Genomic DNA, 19,943 nt, shown 5'->3' with positions numbered 1-19,943 from the left:
GACGTTATTTAAGCAAAGCGTGCAGTTTATGCGTTACTTGCTCAATCGAATGAATCATGACCGAATCAATATTAATGCTGGCTATTTAGCTTATATTACCCTGCTGTCGCTTGTACCGATGTTGACGGTGTTGTTATCGATTCTTTCCTCTTTCGCGATTTTCGATAATGTGGGGGACATTATCCAAGAGTTTGTCATCACCCATTTTGTTCCTGCGGCGGGTGATGCGGTCAGTAATGCTTTACTGCAGTTTGTTGCTAATACAGGAAAAATGACCGCTGTTGGTGGTGCTTTCTTATTTATCGCGGCGTTAATGCTTATCTCAAATATCGATAAAAATATGAATTTTATTTGGCGAGTACGCAATAAACGGCGCGTCGTTTTTTCATTTTCTATGTATTGGATGATTTTAACATTAGGCCCTATTTTAGTTGGTACGAGTATCGCGGTCACTTCTTATGTCACGTCATTGAAACTGATGGAGAGTGAAGCGTTCAGCGGTGCCTTTCGGTTGTTTTTAAGTCGCTTACCTTTTTTATTATCTTTCTTTGCCTTTGTGGGTTTGTACGTTTTGGTGCCCAATAAAAAAGTTCGTATTATTCACGCTTTGTCCGGTGCATTTGTTGCTGCGTTGCTATTTGAGTTAAGCAAAAAAGCGTTTGCAGCTTACATTACTCAATTTCCATCTTATCAGTTGATTTATGGCGCACTCGCCGCGATACCGATTTTATTCGTATGGGTGTATTTATGTTGGTTGATTGTGCTGATTGGGGCTGAATTTACTGCCGCTTTAGGTGAAAGTGAGCAATGGAAGCGTGAACCTAACGTGGTAGACTCAGCCATTCAACAAGATAAATTAGTAGAAAAACCACAAGGAGATCCACGTGATCGCTTTAATTCAACGGGTGAGTGAAGCTGCCGTGCGAGTCGATGGTGACGTCGTCGGACAAATTGAGCGCGGTTTATTGGTGTTACTGGGAGTCGAACGTGATGATGATGACGCCAAAGCAAGACGTTTGGTTGAGCGGGTCACTCAATATCGCGTTTTTGAAGATGAGGCGGGGAAAATGAACCTTAGCGTGCAAGATGTTGGTGGAAGCGTTTTGGTGGTATCGCAGTTTACACTGCCCGCTGATACCAAAAAAGGCACTCGAGCTGGTTTCTCTCGTGGGGCTGCACCACAAGAAGCGGAACGTCTGTACGATTATTTTTCAGATCTATGTGCGACCATTTTACCGACGCAACGAGGACGTTTTGCGCAGGATATGCAGGTCTCACTTATTAACGATGGCCCAGTGACTTTTTGGTTACAGGCTTAATCCAAGCGAAACAGCGCGTTAGGAAGGGAATCAATGTTTAAGCTTATCACTCCCAAAACGGAAAACCAGCTCAACAAGTATTACCATTTTCGTTGGCAGATGCTACGCGAACCTTGGCGAATGCCTTTAGGTTCTGAGCGTGATGAATACGATCCTATGAGTCATCATCGAATGATAGTCGATGGACGAGGAAGACCAATCGCGATTGGTCGAGTCTATATTACTCCGGATAGTGAAGGGCAGATTCGCTATATGGCGGTGAAGTCCAGTGCGCGTAATAAAGGCATGGGATCTTTGTTGTTAGTGGCTCTTGAGTCTTTAGCTCGTCAGGAAGGAGCGAAACGTTTAGTGTGTAATGCTCGTGAAGATGCGATAGCTTTTTACGCACAAAATGGTTTTGAGCGACGAGGGGCTTTAACGGATGAGCGGGGTCCGGTTCGCCATCAGCAAATGGTTAAACCGCTAGACCCCATGGCTGATGTGTTGCGCAAGCCAGAGTGGTGTACTGAGTTGCAAGAGCGTTGGGCTACGCATATTCCGATCAGTGACAAGATGGGAATTAAAGTCCAACAATACACAGGGTATCAGTTTCAATGCAGCGCGCAGCTTAATCCTAATCTAAATCCCCATAACACTTTATTCGCCGGTTCGGCCTTTACTTTGGCCACTCTAACCGGGTGGGGAATGGCTTGGTTATTAATGCGTGAACGTAATTTGCAAGGGGATATTGTGTTGGTTGATAGCCGTATCCGATATCGACATCCGGTGGTGCATAATCCTGTTGCGTCGACCTCATTAGATGGGATCAGCGGCGATCTTGATCGCTTAGCTTCGGGCAGAAAAGCACGTATTGTGGTCAAGGTTGATATCAGTAGTGGTACTAAAGATGCGGTGGAATTTATTGGTACTTATATGCTCATCCCTGATTATTTGACGATCATTGAGAACGCTCGTGCTTAAGCTTACTCCCATTTCAAGTTAGATGAGTGACGTTACTGATCAGGCTTTTCGGTTGAGGGGCACTGGGCGCTAACTTGTTTAGTCTTTTGATGATGCAATAGATCGAAGCGATGCTCAGTGCAATCTTGCCATAAATGAAGTTCAAGTTTGGCTTGGTCGGGAGTTAATAGATCCAACTGCCCATCAAGCTTGGCGTTCAATTTGGGACCAGATAGTGAGATTGGTGTGAGTTGTAATCGTCCCCGATCAGCGGTTAGCTGAATGTCATCTAATCGAAAAGGTTGAATCACCAGTGTGTCATCATCTTTATAAGTCAAGGTTCCTTGACGTAAGTGGCCATTAAGTTGTCCCGTTAATGAGTGGCTAAACATCGGATAATCACCAGCGAGGCCCTGCGCAGTAAGATTAAACTCAGCTAATGCATCTACGTTTAACGGGAGTGAAATCCAATGCTTAAAAAACTGCAGTGGTAGGCCATCGGCATGTAATTCGAGTTGCCAAGGAGCACTGGATGTCGTCATATCCCAACTTGCTGTCGCATCAAGATACCCTTGTTCGAGAGGAAAAAAAGCTCGAGTAATATGCATAAAGCCATTATGACTATTGGCTTCAATAATCGCTTGTGAGGTTAATGTTTGTTCAATGCTGGCATTGTTAGCACTTAAAGTCAGTTGCCCGTTCCATAATCCCCATTGTCCATGACGCATCAACTCTAATTCTTGTCCAGCTACATTCAACCCAGAGAGCTGCCAGTGTGGCGAGTGAGCTAACTGAATCAGTTGTAAGTTATTTAAGTTCAACTGTTCAATACGTAATGTTTTTAAGGTAGAGACTATCTGATTAGGTAATGAGAAATCATCGGCTTGTTCTTGAATCCATCGGCTTCTGCTGATGGCCAGTCGATTGAGATGAAGCTCATCTGGAGTGATAAAGCCATTAAATTGAAGATGCCCATCAAGCCAGTCTGCAGTGAATTCACTGATCGTGATTTTTTGGGGATTGAATTCCAGTTTAAATGCAGGTTCGTTCCATTGTTGGTTTTGCCAGAGCAGGCTATCTGCATTCAGAGAGAAGTAGCCATTGTCCTGTTGCCACCAAACTGAAGATGGATTGAGTAAGAGATTTTCAATCGAAAAACTCACGTTGTTCAAGGTAAGGTCACCTTGTTGAATATTGCTATTAAGAACATCTAAGCTATTTATATGAAACAGGTGCTTTTCAATCAGTTGTCGCCAAGCCAGTGGCGGTAATGGTGAGTTTGGGGTGATGTTTAAGCGATTGATGGTGGCATTCACCAATGACCAACCTTGTGGATACTGTTCCGCTTGGCCTGAAAAAAGCGCTTGCCGCCAAGCAAAAGAAAAGCCGTAGATGGTACTCTGTTGTGCCCGATGATCGGCATCAATCAATAATTGACTTAATGCCTCACCTTGCCAATAAACCTGTTCCGCCGATAACTGAAGTTTACCGTAAGGTAGTGAGCGGGTAGTTGCAGGCCATTGCGGTTGTTCTATTTGGCCGCTGAGACCGCGGATGATCCAATCTTGGTAGACATAATCAATATTACGCATCGCCAACTGATGCAGTGCCCACTGTTTCGGCCACTGGTAGTTTGGTAACCCAGCAGAGAGATTTGCCCCATCGATTAATAGGCTATCAATTTGCCACTGGCCCTGTTTTCGTAGGCTAGGGTTTAGCCAAATATCCACTTGCTGAGCACGAAAGGGTTGAGTTGACAGAGAGAGCGTTGGGTTAATGAAACGAAAGTGCAGTGGATAAGTATACTCGAGTTGGTGGAAAGTGAGGGTTTGTGGCCATAGCTGATTAACGAACCATTGCGCGCAAGGTGTTAGATAGCGAGTATGCAGTAGCGCGAAAAGCAATAACACGCAACTGGCCATGACAAGAAGACTCGCGATACACAGGGTCAGCAGTTTTTTCATCATTCTCTCATACTGTTGTCATGCGAATGCATAGCTTGGCGTATCTCGCGTAGCGGTTCAAGCCAAAAATAACCCCTCGTTGCGAGGGGCTAGTTTAGTTAGAGTTGCTTAATCAAGTTGTGGACCAGCGCTCACTAACGCTTTGCCTTCCGCGTTGTCTGTGTACTTAGCAAAGTTATTGATAAAGCGAGCAGCCAGATCTTTGGCTTTGCTTTCCCACTGTAATGGATCAACGTAGGTATCACGAGGATCCAAAATCGCAGGATCAACACCTGGTAAAGCAATTGGAACTTCTAGATTAAAGATAGGAATCGATTTTGTTTGTGCTTGCTCAATCGAACCATCCAAAATGGCATCAATGATCGCACGAGTATCTTTAATCGAGATACGTTTACCAGAACCGTTCCAGCCAGTATTGACCAGATAGGCTTCTGCGCCAGCTTGCTCCATACGTTTAACGAGTACTTCGGCGTACTGAGTGGGGTGTAAAGTGAGGAAAGCTGCACCAAAACACGCCGAGAAAGTAGGAGTGGGTTCGGTTATGCCACGTTCGGTACCCGCCAGTTTAGCGGTAAACCCAGATAGGAAATGGTACTTCGTTTGCTCTGGGGTCAGTTTCGATACTGGAGGCAATACGCCAAAAGCATCGGCAGAAAGGAAGATCACTTTATTGGCATGGCCGCCTTTAGAGACTGGCTTAACAATATTTTCGATATGATAAATAGGGTAAGAGACACGGGTATTTTCAGTTTTAGAACCATCATCGAAATCAATGGAACCATCACCACGTACAGTGACGTTTTCTAGTAATGCATCACGACGAATCGCATTATAGATGTCGGGCTCAGCTTCTTTGGATAACTTAATGGTTTTAGCGTAGCAGCCGCCTTCAAAGTTGAACACACCGTCATCATCCCAGCCATGTTCATCATCACCGATCAAAGCACGTTTCGGATCAGTAGAGAGCGTAGTTTTGCCTGTACCGGATAGGCCGAAGAAAATCGCCACATCGCCGTCTTTACCCATATTGGCTGAGCAGTGCATTGAAGCAATACCTTGTAATGGGAGGAAGTAGTTCATCATTGCGAACATACCTTTTTTCATCTCACCACCGTACCAAGTGCCGCCGATCAGCTGCATTTTCTCGGTTAGATTAAATACAGTAAAGTTTTCCGAATTTAGTCCTTGTTGTTGCCATTTATCATTAGTGCATTTCGCGCCGTTCATGACCACAAAGTCAGCTTTGAAGGTTGCCAGCTCTTCATCGCTTGGACGAATAAACATATTTTTTACGAAGTGGGCTTGCCAAGCGACTTCAGTAATCACGCGGATATTAAGGCGAGTATCTGGGTTAGCGCCACAATAGCCATCAATAACGAATAGACGCTTGCCTGATAGCTGTTTAGTAACAAGAGATTTTAGATCATTCCAAACCGCTTGATTAATGGGTTTGTTGTCATTTTTGGCGTGATCGGAGGTCCACCATAAGGTATCGCGAGTGGTATCGTCATTGACAATAAATTTATCTTTCGGTGATCGGCCAGTGAAAATACCCGTATCAACAGCGACGGCTCCCAGCTCTGTTACAATGCCTTTTTCATAGCCAGTCAAATCTGAGCGAGTTTCTTCCGCAAACAACAGCTCGTAACTTGGGTTACGGATCACTTCTGTCGCGTTGGTAATTCCATATTGGGTAAGATCTAATTGTGCAGCCTTGGTATGTTCCATAACGGTCATTAGGTGCTCCTTATAAGGATTTTGTAGGGATTTTATGTAACTATTTGTAATTGTTATCTGCTTACCATGCTAACAACGGGGTACCGAAAAAACAGGGAGCTAGCTCAAATATTACCCATGCCTTTTCTAAGATTATAAGCAACCCGTCACAGATACTGGCATTCACTATTCTATCGTGTACGCAAACCTTTGCGCTAGCGTAAATGATTAATATTCAAAAGAAAATAAGTATGCCGTACGGTATGTTTTATGATTGATTTATTGCAGATTTTTGTATGAAAAAGCCAGCAAAATGCTGGCTGTAAAGCGATTTTATCGTGCTTGTTGAGCAACGAAAATTAATGCAGGGTTGGGCGATCGGATGCGCTTTGAGCAAAGAGTTCACTGACTTGGGCGCTATCAAAAGAGTACGTTGTCCCACAATAATCGCAGTGGAGAGAGACAGCACCTTCTTCGGCGAGAATCGTGTTAACTTCCTCTTGGGCGATAGTGATGATCGCCGCTGCGCTGCGTTCTCGGGAACAACCACAAACAAATTCGACGACTTGTGGCGTAAAAAGTTGCACCTTTTCTTGGTTATAAAGACGATAGAGGAGCTCGGTGGCTTCGAGACCAAACAGCTCACCGTCTTTAACGGTATTCGTCAATTGTTCTAGGTGTTCAAAGTCTTCTTCAGTGCCCGTACCATCAGGCATCACTTGCAACAACATACCTGCAGCGTGAGGTTTGCCATCGTGTTCACCGGTGCGGATCCATAAACGTGTTTTTAATTGCTCAGAGCGTAAGAAGTAACCTTCGAGTACTTGCGCTAAGTCATCTCCTTCAAGCCCGACCACACCTTGATAACGTTCACCTTTTTTAGGCTCAATGGTAATGACTAAATAACCGTTACCGACCAATTGATGCAAAGTCGCATCAGGGGCAATTTGCCCATCCCAGCGAGCGACGCCACGCATTTTTTGTTGGTTATCGCCATTGATCACGACTAATGAAACGGGACCATCACCTTGCAGTTGCATGGTAATGGATCCTTCAAACTTTAGTGTCGCGGTGAGTAAGCTGGTCGCGACCAGTAACTCACCGAGTAAGCGTTGAATTGGGGCTGGGTAATCTTTACTGGTGATAATTTGTTGGTAAACATCATTGAGTTGCACCAATTCACCACGCACCGATAAGTCTTCAAACAGATAGCGATGTAATAGATTGTTGGGGGTTACTTGTGTTGTCATAGTGAATGATCCGACTGATTTATTGATGTTTGAATTTAAGAAGATCACGACGCTGTTTTTTATCTGGGCGCCGTTCTGGACTTGGGTTGTGGGCATTGAGCTTACGAAGTAACGCTTGGCGTTCTCGTTTCACGACACTCTCTGCGGTCTCGCTATATAACATTTGCGCTTCGGCTGCACCACGTCGCTGCTGAGTAATCTGTTCAATAACAACGGTTTTTTCTTCGTTGCCTTGGCGTAAGGTAATCATCGCGCCAACTTCAACCGCTTTACTGGGTTTGCTTCGCTGACCATTATAGTGAACTTTGCCCCCTTCAACCATCTCTCGGGCTAATGAGCGTGTTTTATAAAATCGAGCGGCCCAAAGCCATTTATCTAAGCGAACTGCTTGTTCTGGGGAACTCATGATGATCGGTGGCCTCTAAGGTAGTCACGCTGTCTCCGATTTCTCTCTGCATCATTGGCTCTCTATCTTGTATCGATAGGGCAGAGTTCGGTGTGGATTTATCAACAAACTATGGAGACAAGCTCCCAGATTTTCAAGCGAAGCGGTAAATAATCATTATAAAATAACCTCGTCAGTCGCGCCGTTTATCGAGCTGATGTATATTAACCAACTCAATAACCAGTGAATGCTTTGGATGATGAATCAGCAAGGATTGAAATCATTAATGGAATTTAATCAACAGACTTTAAGCGAGCGCATGGCGCAGATTCTTCGTTGGCAGAATCCGTTGAGTCTGATTCTTACTTTAACTTGCCTTGTTTTCTCTGCTTGGATCGTTGGTCAACTGGTGTGGTTGTTACCAAAGCAAGATAGCTCGATTGTACCTTGGGTGGCTAAACCAATCAGCAACCAAGTGGCAGCATCGAGAATCGATATTCGCCCATTGCAAAATAGCCATCTATTTGGGGTTTATAACCCACAAGCGGCTCCTGTTGTTACGGCTCCAGTTCAAGTCGATGCGCCTCCCACACGTCTTAATTTAACCTTAGTCGGCGTTGTTGCCAGTAACGAACTTGAGCGCGGTTTGGCGGTAATTGCTAACCGTGGTCAGCAAGCGACTTATGGACTGAATGAGCAAATAGAAGGCACCCGAGTCACATTAAAAGCAGTGTTGGCTGACCGAGTTATTATTGATAATGCTGGTCGGGATGAAACGCTGATGTTAGAAGGGCTCGATTACGGTAAACCGAGCACGAATAATATGGTTCAGCGCGCTGCGCCTGCCCCACAAGAGGTGGTAGAAGACAAACTGGCTGCTATTCGTACGGCGATCAGTCAAAATCCCCGTGAGGTATTTCAGTACGTAAGTTTGTCACAAGTTAAACAAGATGATCGCATTGTCGGTTATCGCGTTAGTGCGGGGCGAGATCCTGCGCTTTTTGAAGCCGTTGGTTTACAAAATGGGGATATTGCTGTGCAACTGAATGGACTCGATTTAACCGACCCCAGTGCAATGACGCAAGTGTTTGAGTCCATTTCTGATCTGACTGAGCTGAATTTGACGGTCGAGCGAGATGGACAACAGCATGATATTTATATTCAGTTTTAACAGCCAATTGGCAGTAATCATTAAGGGAGTATTGTGTGAAGCATTGGCTTAAGAAAAGTAGCTGGCTTTTAGTGGCAAGCCTAATTGCAGCGCCATTAGCACAGGCGAATCAAACCTTCAGTGTCAGTTTTAAGGGCACTGATATTCAAGAGTTTATTACTATCGTTGGACGAAACCTTGAAAAAACCATCATTGTTGATCCTTCGGTACGCGGCAAAATTGATGTACGCAGCTACGATACCCTCAATGAAGAGCAGTACTACAGCTTTTTTCTCAATGTGCTTGAAGTGTATGGGTTTGCTGTGGTCGAGATGGATAACGGCGTATTGAAAGTGATCCGTTCTAAAGATGCCAAAACCTCGGCTATTCCAGTACTGGGCAATGATGATCGCGCTTTTGGCGATAGTGTCGTCACTCAAGTGGTGACGGTGAAAAATGTTTCCGTTCGTGAGCTATCGCCGCTCTTGCGTCAGTTAATTGATAACGCTGGTGCTGGCAACGTGGTGCACTATGATCCGGCGAATATCATTTTGATTACTGGCCATGCGGCGGTGGTCAATCGCCTAGCCAATATTATTCATCGCGTTGATCAGGCTGGTGACACCGAAATCGAAGTGGTTGAGCTGCGTAATGCTTCTGCTTCCGAAATGGTACGAATTGTTGAAGCGCTTAGCCGTGCCAATAACGCACAAAATGCGCCTGAGTTTTTACAACCAAGATTTGTTGCTGATGATCGTACCAATTCGATTTTGATTTCTGGTGATCCGAAAGTGCGCGAGCGAATGAGACGCTTGATTAATCAGTTGGATGTCGAAATGGCTACGCGAGGTAATAATCGAGTCGTTTATCTTAAATACGCCAAAGCCGATGATTTAGTTAGCGTTTTGAAAGATGTGTCTGAAAACCTCCAAGCAGAGAAACAAGGCGGTCAGCGTAGTGCAAGCTCATCACGCAGCAGCGTGATGATTTCCGCGCACTCCGATACCAACTCGCTGGTGATCACTGCGCCACAAGATATTATGAACTCTTTATTGGATGTGATTTCTCAACTGGACATTCGCCGTGCTCAAGTGCTGATCGAAGCCTTGATTGTTGAAATGGCCGAAGGTGATGGGATTAATCTCGGCGTACAATGGGGTTCATTAAAAGACGGGGCGGTAATTCAATACGGTAATACTGGTGCGCAAGTGGGCCAAGTGATGGTTGGATTAGAAGAAGCCAAAAAGCAAACCTCAACAGAATATTACACGGATAGAGATGGTAATCGTCGTCCATATACGGTAGAAAAAAGCGGTAACTACTCAACACTTGCCTCGGCTTTATCAGGGGTCAATGGTGCCGCACTTGGAGTAATGATGGGCGACTGGACGGCGCTGATCAGCGCGGTATCGAGTACCTCCAGTACCAATATCTTGTCATCACCCAGTATTACGGTAATGGATAACGGTGAAGCCTCATTTATTGTAGGTGAAGAAGTACCAGTATTAACCGGTTCAACCGCTGGTTCGAATAACGATAATCCATTCCAAACCGTAGAGCGCAAAGAAGTCGGCATTAAACTGAAAGTCGTGCCACAAATTAACGAAGGTGATTCCGTTCAGCTCTCGATTGAACAAGAAGTTTCCAATGTGCTTGGCGCTCAGGGAGCGGTCGATGTCCGTTTTGCTAAGCGTCAGTTGAATACCACGGTGATGGTACAAGATGGGCAGATGCTGGTGCTTGGCGGGTTGATCGACGAGCGTACCGCAGAGAGCGAATCTAAGGTGCCGATCCTTGGTGATATTCCATTATTAGGTTATCTATTCCGTTCAACCAATACCACGGTAGAAAAGAAAAACCTGATGGTGTTTATTAAGCCTACCATTATTCGTGATGGTATGACCGCGGATGGCATCACTCAGCGCAAGTACAACTACATCCGTGCTGAGCAGCTATTTAAAGCCGATCAGGGGCTGAAGTTAATGGATAATAACAATATTCCTGTATTACCGAAATATGGTGAATCGCGTCGTCATCCTGCTGAATTGCAAGCTTTTCTTGATCAAATGGATAATAAATAATGAGTGTGGATGTGATTGATACGCAGGGATTGCAGCGGATTCGTCGCTTACCGTTCAGTTTTGCTCAGCGCCATAAGTTAGTTTTAGAGTGGGATGAAGCGCAACACAATGCCACGGTGTATTGCGTTGCGCCATTGTCGATTCCTGCTCTGGTTGAAATTAAACGCGTAATCAAACAGCCGTTTGCGTTGAGTGAGATCAGTGCTGAAGCATTTGAAGCCAAAATCACCCAAGTCTACCAACGAGATTCATCTGAAGCGCGTCAGTTAATGGAAGACATTGGTGCCGATAGCGATGATTTCTTTTCTCTTGCTGAAGAGTTGCCGCAAAGTGAAGATTTACTCGAGTCCGAAGACGATGCGCCGATCATTAAATTGATCAATGCTATGCTAGGTGAGGCGATCAAAGAAGGCGCATCGGATATTCATATTGAAACGTTTGAGAAAGTGTTATCGATCCGTTTTCGTGTCGATGGTGTCCTGCGTGAGGTGCTATCACCGAGCCGTAAATTATCGCCCCTGCTTATTTCACGGGTAAAGGTGATGGCTAAACTCGATATTGCCGAGAAACGCGTTCCTCAAGATGGGCGTATTTCTCTGCGTATCGGCGGGCGGGCAGTCGACGTGCGTGTTTCTACTATGCCTTCTTCTCATGGTGAGCGGGTGGTCATGCGTTTGTTGGATAAAAATGCCACTCGGTTAGATTTATACAGCTTAGGCATGACCAAAGCGAATCACGATAATTTCCGTAATTTAATTGCTCGGCCACACGGTATTTTATTGGTCACTGGACCGACGGGGTCGGGGAAATCGACTACGTTATACGCCGGGCTGCAAGAACTGAATAGCAGTGAACGGAATATCCTCACGGTAGAAGACCCAATTGAATTTGATATTGACGGTATTGGCCAGACGCAAGTTAACCCGAAAGTGGATATGACTTTTGCTCGTGGTCTAAGGGCGATTTTACGTCAAGATCCGGATGTGGTGATGGTCGGAGAAATTCGTGATTTGGAAACGGCGCAAATAGCGGTGCAAGCTTCTTTGACTGGTCACTTAGTGATGTCAACGTTGCATACCAATACCGCGATTGGTGCGATTACTCGTTTACGTGACATGGGGATCGAACCTTTTTTAATTTCCTCTTCGTTGTTGGGCGTGCTGGCACAGCGTTTGGTACGTACTTTATGCCCAGATTGTAAGCAGCCATACGAGGCGGATAAAGAGCAGCGTAAGCTGTTTTCGGTCAGTAAAAAAGAGCCATTAACCCTCTATCGCGCTGCAGGTTGTGATAAATGCAATTTTAAGGGGTACCGTGGGCGAACGGGGATTCATGAACTGATGTTAGTGGATGATAAAGTTCAAGCACTTATTCATCGCGAAGCGGGGGAGCAAGCGATAGAACAAGCGATTCGTGAACAAACACCAAGTATTCGTGATGATGGTTTGGATAAAGTCCGCCAAGGGATCACTTCACTTGAAGAGGTGTTGCGCGTGACCAAGGAGTCATAAATGGCTGCGTTTGAATATCGAGCATTAGATGCCAAAGGTCGGCAAAAAAAAGGCATTATCGAAGGTGATAATGCTCGTCAAGTCCGTCAACGCTTAAAAGAGCAAGGCTTGCTGCCAATTGAAGTGGTTGAGACACAAGCCAAAGCGGCTAAAGCTCAGCAAAGCAGTTGGGTTAAACCGCGTGGAATTAGTACACCAGATCTGGCTTTATTGACTCGTCAGCTGTCGACGTTGGTTCAGTCAGGGATGCCGTTAGAAGAGTGTTTACGTGCGGTATCAGAGCAATCGGAAAAACCTCGGATTCGGAATATGCTCGCCGCAGTGCGAGCTAAAGTCACCGAAGGTTATACGTTAGCCGATAGCTTGGCCGACTACCCACATATCTTTGATGATCTGTTTCGTTCAATGGTCGCCGCAGGTGAAAAATCCGGGCATTTGGATGCGATTTTAGAGCGATTAGCGGATTACGCTGAAAATCGGCAAAAGATGCGATCTAAGTTGATGCAAGCTTTGTTGTATCCGATTGTCTTAGTGGTATTTGCTGTGGGAATCGTGGCTTTTCTACTTGCTGCGGTGGTACCAAAAATTGTCGGTCAATTTGTACAGATGGGGCAGGCGCTCCCTGCATCAACCCAATTTTTACTCTCTTCAAGTGATTTTGTTCAGCAGTGGGGATTAAGCTTATTAGCCAGTGTATTAGTGGGTATTTACTTTATCAAATGGTTACTACGTAAACCTAACGTTCGTCTGTACTGGCATAAAAAGCTGCTGTTTATGCCGATGGTTGGCAAAATTGCCAAAGGACTGAATACGTCACGTTTTGCGCGCACGCTATCCATTTGTACTTCCAGTGCCATTCCGATCCTCGATGGCATGCGTGTAGCAGTGGATGTGATGACCAATCAATACGTTAAGCAGCAGGTTTTACTGGCCGCTGATAACGTGCGTGAAGGTTCGAGTTTGCGTAAAGCGTTGTCTCAAACCAAGTTATTCCCGCCAATGATGTTACATATGATTGCCAGTGGTGAACAAAGTGGCGAGTTAGAGAGTATGCTGACTCGTGCTGCCGATAATCAGGATGCTAACTTCGAATCGACGGTGAATATCGCACTAGGAATTTTTACCCCTGCGTTAATCGCGTTAATGGCTGGATTGGTGCTGTTTATTGTTATGGCAACCTTGATGCCGATTTTAGAAATGAATAACTTAATGAGCCGTTAATCGGTGTACGATGCTTGGATCGAAATGGAGTAACTATGAATAGAAGAGCAAGTAAACAGTCAGGTTTTACCTTACTGGAAGTGATGGTGGTGGTGGTGATTTTAGGCATTTTGGCCAGTTTCGTAGTGCCTAATTTATTGGGTAACAAAGAAAAGGCCGATCAACAAAAAGCCATTACCGATATTGTTGCCTTAGAAAATGCCTTGGATATGTATCGTTTAGATAACAATGTTTACCCAACCACAGATCAAGGCTTAGAGGCATTGGTGACCAAGCCATCGAATCCGGAGCCGCGTAATTATCGTGAAGGTGGATACATTCGTCGTCTACCGAAAGATCCTTGGGGCAATGATTATCAATACTTAAGCCCAGGCGATCATGGTCGGATTGATGTTTTTACTTTAGGGGCGGATGGTCAAGAAGGTGGCGAAGGTTCGAACGCCGTGATTGGTAACTGGAATTTGCAGGATTTTCAATAAATCCCGTGACATTCCTGTTGCTTACCGATAACCCATTGAGCAGTCATCAGTAATGAAATTTACCCGAGGCTTTACGCTACTTGAGATCATGCTGGTGCTGGTATTGATTTCGGTCAGTGCCGTTGCAGTGATCGCGACATTACCAGCTCGACAAAATGATCAAGCTAATGTGGCCGCGCAGAGCTTGTTTCAGCGTTTACAGTTACTCAATGAAGAGGCACTGCTCAGTGGTTTTGATTTTGGCTTACGGATTGATGAACCCAATAAACGTTTTACTTTTGTACAACTGACCGAGAAAGGCTGGCAGAAGATCGATAAAATCGGTTTTGCTGCTCAACTTAGCTTAGCGGATTCACTCAATCTCGATTTTACTCTCGGTAGCGGTGTTTGGCAGGATAAAAATCGACTCTTCACTCCAGGCTCTTTGTTTGATGAAGAGAGATTTGCTGAGTATAAAGAGCAGCAAACCGAACCTGCACCACAAGTGTTTATTCTCTCCAGTGGTGAAATCACCCCGTTCCGTTTATTACTTTACCCCGATCAGCAAAGTGCCGAACAAGCATGGCAAGTCGTGGTCGAAGATAATGGACATATTCGTCTATTCGCCCCAGGAGAGAGCGATGAGTAAAGTGAAGCGTGGTTTCACACTACTGGAAGTCTTGGTCGCGTTAGCGATTTTTGCTACCGCGGCAATCAGTGTGATTCGAACGGTGACTCAGCACGTTAATACCATTGGTTATCTGGAAGATAAAATGTTTGCGGCAATGGTAGCCGATAACCAGATGGCTAAAGTCATGCTAAACCCGACGTCGTTGGCTGCCAAAGAGGGCAAAGATGAGCTTGCCGGCCGCACTTGGTACTGGCGTATTGCACCGATTGCAACCACTGCACCAGTGCTATCTGCCTTTGATGTCAGCGTTGCTAGTGCCGAAAAAGGCCAACCTTTGGTCACGGTAAGAAGCTATGTCAGCAAATAAAGCGCGTGGATTTACTTTAATCGAAGTCTTGGTAGCGATAGCGATTTTTGCCAGTTTAAGTATTGCTGCTTATCAGGTGCTTTATCAGGTACAACTGAGTAATCAAGTCTCTGCGCAACGTGAAGCTCGATTGAGCGAGCTACAGCGCGCAATGGTGATGATGGACGCCGATTTTCGACAAATGGCGGCACGCGCCTTTCGTACCAATGGAGAGGCACCGACCGGACAACTTATTCAGTGGCGAGATTATTTGCTCGATTCAGATGAAAAAGGTGTGTTATTTACCCGCTTAGGTTGGCACAACCCTCAGCAACAGTTTCCACGTGGTGAGGTGCTTAAAGTCGGTTATCGTTTAAAAGATCATGTCTTAGAAAGAGTGTGGTGGCGTTATCCTGATACCCCCGTTGCACAAGAGCCAGTCATTGCGCCTGTGCTGAGCGAGGTTGAAAGCTGGTCGATGCGCTTTTATCAACGTGGAGAATGGTCAGAGCAATGGGAGTCGGAACGTCGGTTGCCTGAAGCGGTGAGCGTACGTTTAACACTGAAAGATTACGGTGAGATTGAGCGAGTCTACGTCTTAACCGGTGCTTCATTAGGAGAAGCCGATGGTGCGTCCTAATGCCCAGCGCGGTGTCGCGTTAATCGTTGTACTGCTGCTGCTGGCAGTGATGGTTTCGATTGCTGCGACGATGTCGCAGCGAATGTTTAGTCAGTTTCAACGTGCTAACCATCAGCTGGGTTATCAGCAAGCGTATTGGTATACACTTGGCGTCGAAGCGTTAGCCAAAGCAGCGATTGAACAGAGTTATCAAGACAGTGATGTGATCAGTTTGAATCAGCCTTGGTCTCAACAACATCAAACTTACCCGCTAGATTATGGCGTGGTAATGGGCAGTTTAGTCGATGCCCAAGCTTGTTTTAATCTCAATGCATTTGCCGGTTTGCTGCCGAGCAATGAGCCAACGCCACCTTATCTCTATCGAGTATGGCGGGCGTTGTTAGATGAAGTAGAGATTGATAATTTTCAAGCAGAGACGATTGCCGATGCGACATGGGATTTTATTGATGCCGATGATCGGGTTAATCGTTCCAACGGTGCAGAAGATAGTTTGTATGAATCGATGACACCAGCGTATTTACCGCCAAATGGTTTATTGGCCGATGCCAGTGAATTACGAGCGGTTTATCAAGTGAGTGGCGAAGCAATGCATCAGCTATCACCTTATGTTTGCGCGCTACCAACACAAGATTGGCGTTTAAATATCAATACGTTACCGCCAGAGAAAGCCCCTTTATTGGTAGCTATGTTTAGCCCGTATTTAAATGAGGCCAATGCCAAGTCTGTGCTAGAATCTCGCCCTTTTGATGGCTGGGATAGCGTGGCGAGTTTTCTCGCCGAGCCAGCGATTGCCGCTGTCGATAATGCACGTCGTGAAGAAGCAAGAGCGTATTTAAGTGTCGATAGTCACTATTTTGAATTGGATGCACAGGTGATGGTAGATACGTCTCGAGTGCGTGTTCGTAGTCTGTTTTATAGCAGTAATAAAAAGGATGCGACGGTGGTGAGCCGGCGCTATGGAGGAGTCAGTGAGCGAAAGCTTGATCGTTCGGCTGAGTAGTCAACAAAATACAGTTATCCCTTGGTTAGTCTGGTCATCGACTCAGCAACAAGTGCTTGCCTGTGGGGAGTTAAGTGATTGGCAACAACTTGAACAACTGGCTCCGCACGCAGTTCAGCGTTCAACGGTTGTTTTGTTATCAACCAGTGACTTACTGTTAACTCAAGTAACGATTCCAGCAGGTGGCAGTCGGCAGTTTAACGCCATGCTTCCGTATCTCTTGGAAGAGGAGATCGCACAAGATGTTGATGAACTGCATTTTAGTGTATTAGACAAACAAGGTGATCAAGCCTTTGTCGCTGGCGTTGATCGTACTTGGTTACAAGCCATGTTGGAGCAGTTACATACGCTAGGACTCGATGTTAAGCGCGTGGTCCCCGATGTGTTAGCTTTGCCAGTGCATGATGAGGGATTAAGCGCCGGTCAAATGGGTGATCAATGGCTGGTACGTAAAGGCGAATACAGCGGATTATCGATTGATAAGGATTGGTTAACTTGGTTTTGTACTACCGACTGGGTTAAAAATCAGACCGATTATTTACCACTCACGGCTTATACTCCGTTACCCGATCTCCCTTTGGATGAGCAGCAATCCTGGCAGTCGATGGCTTGTCCATCGTTATTAGTACTGCTTACTGAGCAAGTACTTACTCATAAAATAAATCTACTGACTGGACCTTTTAAACCCAAATCCTCTTGGAATAAATATTGGTTGATTTGGCGTAAGGCCGTTATCGCCAGTTTGTTTTTGCTGGTGGTCTTGATGACCAGTTATGGTTTACAAGTTCATAAAGATACACAGCTTGCACAAAGCTATCGTGATGAAAGTGAACGTATTTTTAGAATCATTTTTCCTGATAAGCAGCGTATTCCGACCGTCAGCTATTTGAGACGACAGATGACGGATGAATTAAATGCGCTTTCTGGTTCAGCGCAAGGTGAAGATGTCCTAACTTGGTTCAGTCGATTACCAGAGACGATTGGTAGCGTGACTGATATGCAAGTGCAAAGTTTGCGTTTTGACGGTAATCGCAGTGAAGTGCGTCTTGATGTTACTAGCAGCGATTTTCAATCGTTTGAACAAGCGAGAGTGAAGTTAGCGGAGTACTTTTCTGTTGAGCAAGGTCAACTCAGCCGTAATGAGCAACGGGTATCGGGATCGTTTGTTTTGAGACCTAAGGAAGGGGGTGGGCAATGAAAGACAAATTAACGCCGCTTTATCTTTGGTGGCAAAGCATTAGTCAGCGTGAGCAACGCTTATTATTGGTCGCTGTGCTTTGTTTGGTGCTTGGGTTAGTCTATTGGGGAGGAATTGCACCGCTCAATCAACGCAGTCAGGATGCCAAAACTCGCATTCAAAGTGAACGCCAATTATTACAATGGGTTGAAAATACAGCTGATCAAATTAGCGCTCTACGTCAGCAAGGCGGTGTGGTTCGTTCATCTCAGCCGCTAAACCAAGTGATTGCGGCATCGACCGGTCAATTTAATATTGAGTTGGTTCGAGTGCAGCCGCGTGCTGATCGCATGCAAGTATGGATTCAACCTGTGCCATTCACTCAGCTGGTTGCTTGGCTAGCGCACTTAAAAGAGCGACAAGGGATTGAAGTTGAGTTTATGGATCTCGAACGCGGTAAAGTCTCAGGCATGGTAGAAGTCAGACGTCTACAGTTTAAGCGAGTCGGATAACATGAAGCGTATTATTGGGTATTTGAGTCTATTTCTCTCGGTTGCTTTTGTGAGTGCGTTACTTCACCTGCCAGCTCATTTCGTCATCAAGCACCTTCCATTACCCTCAGGGTTAGTATTGCAAGGTATTCAAGGAACGATTTGGAACGGTAGTGCGAGTCAAGTTCGTTGGCAACAACAGAATGCGGGGGCGATTCAATGGCAGTGGCAATGGTCGGCGCTGTTAAAAGCCCAAGCACGGCTAGCGGTGCGTTTTGGACGGGGTAGTGATGTACAGTGGCAAGGACGCGGCGTGGTCGGTTATGGTTGGTCCGGTCCATTTGCCGAGCGTCTGGTGATCTCCTTACCAGCTAAGCAGCTCCAGCCTTATTTAACTTTACCTATTCCTCTGACCCTTGAAGGACAAGTGGAGCTGACTTTACGTGATTATCGCTACCGTGCTCCTTGGTGTGATACAGCGCAAGGTGCGGTAACTTGGGATCAAGGTCAAGTTGGCTCGCCACTTGGTGAGCTAGCGTTAGGATCGATAGTTGCGGATTTTACTTGTCAGCAGAGTGTGTTTGAAATAACCGGTGGGCAACAGACGGAGCAAGTAAGCAGTGCGTTTTCGCTACAGTTACAAGCGGATCGACGTTTTGCAGCTCAAGCTTGGTTTAAGCCGGGCGCACAATTTCCAGCATCACTGGCTCAGCAGCTAGATTATTTACCCAGTCCAGATAGCCAAGGTCGTTACTCATTTAATCAACAGGGACGTCTGTAGAGTGGTTATGAAGGGGTAAGATGGACGTGCAGGGGATGCCCTGCACGTTGCTAATCTTTTATCTTTAATATTTCATCCCAAGGCAAATCGGCATCGCCTAATACGATGAAATTGGGATTCTCTAAAGTATCTCGCTCATTATAAGACAAGGGGTCGAGTTGAGTATTTAAGATCCGACCTCCCGCTTCTTCGACAATGCATTGTGTCGCGGCGGTATCCCACTCTCCGGTTGGCCCTAAACGTAGATAGCAATCAACCGCCCCTTCGGCGACTAAACATGCTTTGAGCGCCGCGGAACCCAGTGGGATTAAATCGTAATTCCATTGATGGCTTAAACGCTGAGTGATGCGATTAATATCCTGTCGGCGACTGATAGCAATAGCTATGGATTGACCAGCTAACTCATGTTTATGGCTATAAATACGTAGACTTTCTGACATATCGGGAATTTTCCAAGCCCCTTTACCTTGATAGGCATAATAGGTGACGCCAGAAACCGGCCCATACACTACGCCCATTACTGGTCGGTTATGTTCAACTAAGGCAATCACCGTCGCGAAATCTCCACTGCGCGCAATAAACTCTTGGGTACCATCGAGAGGGTCAACCAGCCAGTAGCGTTGCCACGTTTCGCGAGTTTCTAAACCAATATTCGCCGCTTCTTCGGAAAGAACCGGAATGTCTGGAGTGAGTTCCATTAACCGTTCAGTGACTAATTTGTGGGCGGCGAGATCGGCGCTGGTGACCGGGGTTTCATCACTTTTTACAAACGATTCGTAAGATTTATTCTCGTAAATATCAAGAATCAGTTGGCCTGCAGAGCGGGCAATGCTGATCACATCAGGTAAAAGATGAGAGAGATCTTTGGCTGTAGGCATGAATA

General features: G+C 45.7%; 20 protein-coding genes. 15 read left to right on the top strand and 5 right to left on the bottom strand.

The genetic code is table 11. The features are described from left to right. Positions 1-49: 49 nt before the first annotated feature. From BSR11_RS12090 to BSR11_RS12080, 3 genes are read left to right on the top strand one after another with little or no spacing between them, the layout of a single operon-like run. Positions 50-913: a virulence factor BrkB family protein gene (locus BSR11_RS12090; RefSeq protein WP_375152959.1), complete on the top strand. Its 864-nt coding sequence runs from the start codon at positions 50-52 to the stop codon at positions 911-913. Next, positions 885-1,319 carry a D-aminoacyl-tRNA deacylase gene (dtd, locus tag BSR11_RS12085; RefSeq protein ID WP_072670604.1) on the top strand — a complete coding sequence of 145 codons (435 nt, stop codon included), beginning with the start codon at positions 885-887 and terminating at the stop codon, positions 1,317-1,319. The genes BSR11_RS12090 and dtd overlap by 29 nt, the downstream gene beginning before the upstream one ends. Before the next feature lie 33 nt (positions 1,320-1,352). Continuing rightward, positions 1,353-2,279 carry a bifunctional GNAT family N-acetyltransferase/hotdog fold thioesterase gene (locus BSR11_RS12080; RefSeq protein WP_072670603.1) on the top strand — a complete coding sequence of 309 codons (927 nt, stop codon included), beginning with the start codon at positions 1,353-1,355 and terminating at the stop codon, positions 2,277-2,279. 32 nt (positions 2,280-2,311) lie between these two features. Here the strand turns inward: BSR11_RS12080 and BSR11_RS12075 are convergent, their stop codons facing one another. The 4 genes from BSR11_RS12075 to hslR all read right to left on the bottom strand — a co-directional run bounded on the left by BSR11_RS12075 (position 2,312) and on the right by hslR (position 7,594). Further along, positions 2,312-4,222 carry an AsmA family protein gene (locus BSR11_RS12075; protein ID WP_072670602.1) on the bottom strand — a complete coding sequence of 637 codons (1,911 nt, stop codon included), beginning with the start codon at positions 4,220-4,222 and terminating at the stop codon, positions 2,312-2,314. Positions 4,223-4,330: 108 nt separating this feature from the next. After that, positions 4,331-5,959 carry a phosphoenolpyruvate carboxykinase (ATP) gene (gene pckA, locus BSR11_RS12070; RefSeq protein WP_072670601.1) on the bottom strand — a complete coding sequence of 543 codons (1,629 nt, stop codon included), beginning with the start codon at positions 5,957-5,959 and terminating at the stop codon, positions 4,331-4,333. A 338-nt stretch (positions 5,960-6,297) separates the two neighbouring features. Continuing rightward, positions 6,298-7,188 (bottom strand): Hsp33 family molecular chaperone HslO, encoded by an 891-nt coding sequence (gene hslO, locus BSR11_RS12065; RefSeq protein ID WP_072670600.1) that lies wholly within the window; start codon positions 7,186-7,188, stop codon positions 6,298-6,300. A 19-nt stretch (positions 7,189-7,207) separates the two neighbouring features. After that, complete coding sequence (gene hslR / locus BSR11_RS12060) at positions 7,208-7,594, bottom strand: ribosome-associated heat shock protein Hsp15 (RefSeq protein WP_072670599.1); 387 nt, start codon at positions 7,592-7,594, stop codon at positions 7,208-7,210. A gap of 265 nt (positions 7,595-7,859) precedes the next feature. On the opposite strand from hslR, the gene gspC reads away from it, so the two are divergent. From gspC to BSR11_RS12000, 12 genes are read left to right on the top strand one after another with little or no spacing between them, the layout of a single operon-like run. Then, positions 7,860-8,744 carry a type II secretion system protein GspC gene (gene gspC / locus BSR11_RS12055; RefSeq protein WP_072670620.1) on the top strand — a complete coding sequence of 295 codons (885 nt, stop codon included), beginning with the start codon at positions 7,860-7,862 and terminating at the stop codon, positions 8,742-8,744. Positions 8,745-8,779: 35 nt separating this feature from the next. Then, positions 8,780-10,804: a type II secretion system secretin GspD gene (gene gspD / locus BSR11_RS12050; protein ID WP_072670598.1), complete on the top strand. Its 2,025-nt coding sequence runs from the start codon at positions 8,780-8,782 to the stop codon at positions 10,802-10,804. After that, complete coding sequence (gene gspE / locus BSR11_RS12045) at positions 10,804-12,315, top strand: type II secretion system ATPase GspE (RefSeq protein WP_072670597.1); 1,512 nt, start codon at positions 10,804-10,806, stop codon at positions 12,313-12,315. Before gspD ends, gspE begins: the two co-directional genes overlap by 1 nt. Continuing rightward, positions 12,316-13,536: a type II secretion system inner membrane protein GspF gene (gene gspF, locus BSR11_RS12040; RefSeq protein ID WP_072670596.1), complete on the top strand. Its 1,221-nt coding sequence runs from the start codon at positions 12,316-12,318 to the stop codon at positions 13,534-13,536. A 35-nt stretch (positions 13,537-13,571) separates the two neighbouring features. Next, the gene (gene gspG, locus BSR11_RS12035; protein ID WP_072670595.1) at positions 13,572-14,015 is read left to right on the top strand and encodes a type II secretion system major pseudopilin GspG; all 444 of its coding nucleotides are present in this window, start codon (positions 13,572-13,574) and stop codon (positions 14,013-14,015) included. Between the two features lie 52 nt (positions 14,016-14,067). Continuing rightward, entirely contained in the window at positions 14,068-14,643 is a 576-nt protein-coding gene (gene gspH, locus BSR11_RS12030; RefSeq protein WP_072670594.1) for a type II secretion system minor pseudopilin GspH, read from the top strand. Next, positions 14,636-14,992, top strand: a complete 357-nt coding sequence (gene gspI, locus BSR11_RS12025; protein ID WP_072670593.1) for a type II secretion system minor pseudopilin GspI — start codon at positions 14,636-14,638, stop codon at positions 14,990-14,992. Before gspH ends, gspI begins: the two co-directional genes overlap by 8 nt. After that, complete coding sequence (gspJ, locus tag BSR11_RS12020) at positions 14,979-15,611, top strand: type II secretion system minor pseudopilin GspJ (RefSeq protein WP_072670592.1); 633 nt, start codon at positions 14,979-14,981, stop codon at positions 15,609-15,611. Before gspI ends, gspJ begins: the two co-directional genes overlap by 14 nt. Continuing rightward, on the top strand, positions 15,598-16,611 hold the full coding sequence (gene gspK / locus BSR11_RS12015) for a type II secretion system minor pseudopilin GspK (protein ID WP_072670591.1): 1,014 nt from the start codon (positions 15,598-15,600) through the stop codon (positions 16,609-16,611). The genes gspJ and gspK overlap by 14 nt, the downstream gene beginning before the upstream one ends. Then, on the top strand, positions 16,580-17,809 hold the full coding sequence (gspL, locus tag BSR11_RS12010; RefSeq protein ID WP_072670590.1) for a type II secretion system protein GspL: 1,230 nt from the start codon (positions 16,580-16,582) through the stop codon (positions 17,807-17,809). The genes gspK and gspL overlap by 32 nt, the downstream gene beginning before the upstream one ends. Beyond that, positions 17,806-18,300 carry a type II secretion system protein M gene (locus BSR11_RS12005; RefSeq protein ID WP_072670589.1) on the top strand — a complete coding sequence of 165 codons (495 nt, stop codon included), beginning with the start codon at positions 17,806-17,808 and terminating at the stop codon, positions 18,298-18,300. Before gspL ends, BSR11_RS12005 begins: the two co-directional genes overlap by 4 nt. 1 nt (position 18,301) lies before the next feature. Beyond that, entirely contained in the window at positions 18,302-19,060 is a 759-nt protein-coding gene (locus BSR11_RS12000; RefSeq protein WP_072670588.1) for a type II secretion system protein N, read from the top strand. A gap of 50 nt (positions 19,061-19,110) precedes the next feature. Here BSR11_RS12000 and cysQ read toward each other — a convergent pair whose 3' ends face one another. Beyond that, the gene (cysQ, locus tag BSR11_RS11995) at positions 19,111-19,938 is read right to left on the bottom strand and encodes a 3'(2'),5'-bisphosphate nucleotidase CysQ (protein ID WP_004394385.1); all 828 of its coding nucleotides are present in this window, start codon (positions 19,936-19,938) and stop codon (positions 19,111-19,113) included. Positions 19,939-19,943: the final 5 nt, after the last annotated feature.

Origin of the sequence: Vibrio injensis, from assembly GCF_001895205.1 — a bacterium.
Taxonomy (GTDB): domain Bacteria; phylum Pseudomonadota; class Gammaproteobacteria; order Enterobacterales; family Vibrionaceae; genus Vibrio; species Vibrio injensis.
The sequence above is the reverse complement of the archived record's forward strand: the minus strand, read 5'-3'. Positions and strand labels throughout refer to the sequence as shown.

Coding starts and splice junctions, on each gene's coding strand:
- hslO (WP_072670600.1), bottom strand. CDS start 7,188: ATGACAACACAAGTAACCCCCAACAATCTATTACATCGCTATCTGTTT.
- gspI (WP_072670593.1), top strand. CDS start 14,636: ATGAGTAAAGTGAAGCGTGGTTTCACACTACTGGAAGTCTTGGTCGCG.
- gspJ (WP_072670592.1), top strand. CDS start 14,979: ATGTCAGCAAATAAAGCGCGTGGATTTACTTTAATCGAAGTCTTGGTA.
- gspC (WP_072670620.1), top strand. CDS start 7,860: ATGGAATTTAATCAACAGACTTTAAGCGAGCGCATGGCGCAGATTCTT.
- pckA (WP_072670601.1), bottom strand. CDS start 5,959: ATGACCGTTATGGAACATACCAAGGCTGCACAATTAGATCTTACCCAA.
- BSR11_RS12090 (WP_375152959.1), top strand. CDS start 50: ATGAATCATGACCGAATCAATATTAATGCTGGCTATTTAGCTTATATT.
- hslR (WP_072670599.1), bottom strand. CDS start 7,594: ATGAGTTCCCCAGAACAAGCAGTTCGCTTAGATAAATGGCTTTGGGCC.
- gspF (WP_072670596.1), top strand. CDS start 12,316: ATGGCTGCGTTTGAATATCGAGCATTAGATGCCAAAGGTCGGCAAAAA.
- gspE (WP_072670597.1), top strand. CDS start 10,804: ATGAGTGTGGATGTGATTGATACGCAGGGATTGCAGCGGATTCGTCGC.
- BSR11_RS12075 (WP_072670602.1), bottom strand. CDS start 4,222: ATGAAAAAACTGCTGACCCTGTGTATCGCGAGTCTTCTTGTCATGGCC.
- gspG (WP_072670595.1), top strand. CDS start 13,572: ATGAATAGAAGAGCAAGTAAACAGTCAGGTTTTACCTTACTGGAAGTG.
- BSR11_RS12080 (WP_072670603.1), top strand. CDS start 1,353: ATGTTTAAGCTTATCACTCCCAAAACGGAAAACCAGCTCAACAAGTAT.
- gspH (WP_072670594.1), top strand. CDS start 14,068: ATGAAATTTACCCGAGGCTTTACGCTACTTGAGATCATGCTGGTGCTG.
- BSR11_RS12000 (WP_072670588.1), top strand. CDS start 18,302: ATGAAGCGTATTATTGGGTATTTGAGTCTATTTCTCTCGGTTGCTTTT.
- cysQ (WP_004394385.1), bottom strand. CDS start 19,938: ATGCCTACAGCCAAAGATCTCTCTCATCTTTTACCTGATGTGATCAGC.
- BSR11_RS12005 (WP_072670589.1), top strand. CDS start 17,806: ATGAAAGACAAATTAACGCCGCTTTATCTTTGGTGGCAAAGCATTAGT.
- gspK (WP_072670591.1), top strand. CDS start 15,598: ATGGTGCGTCCTAATGCCCAGCGCGGTGTCGCGTTAATCGTTGTACTG.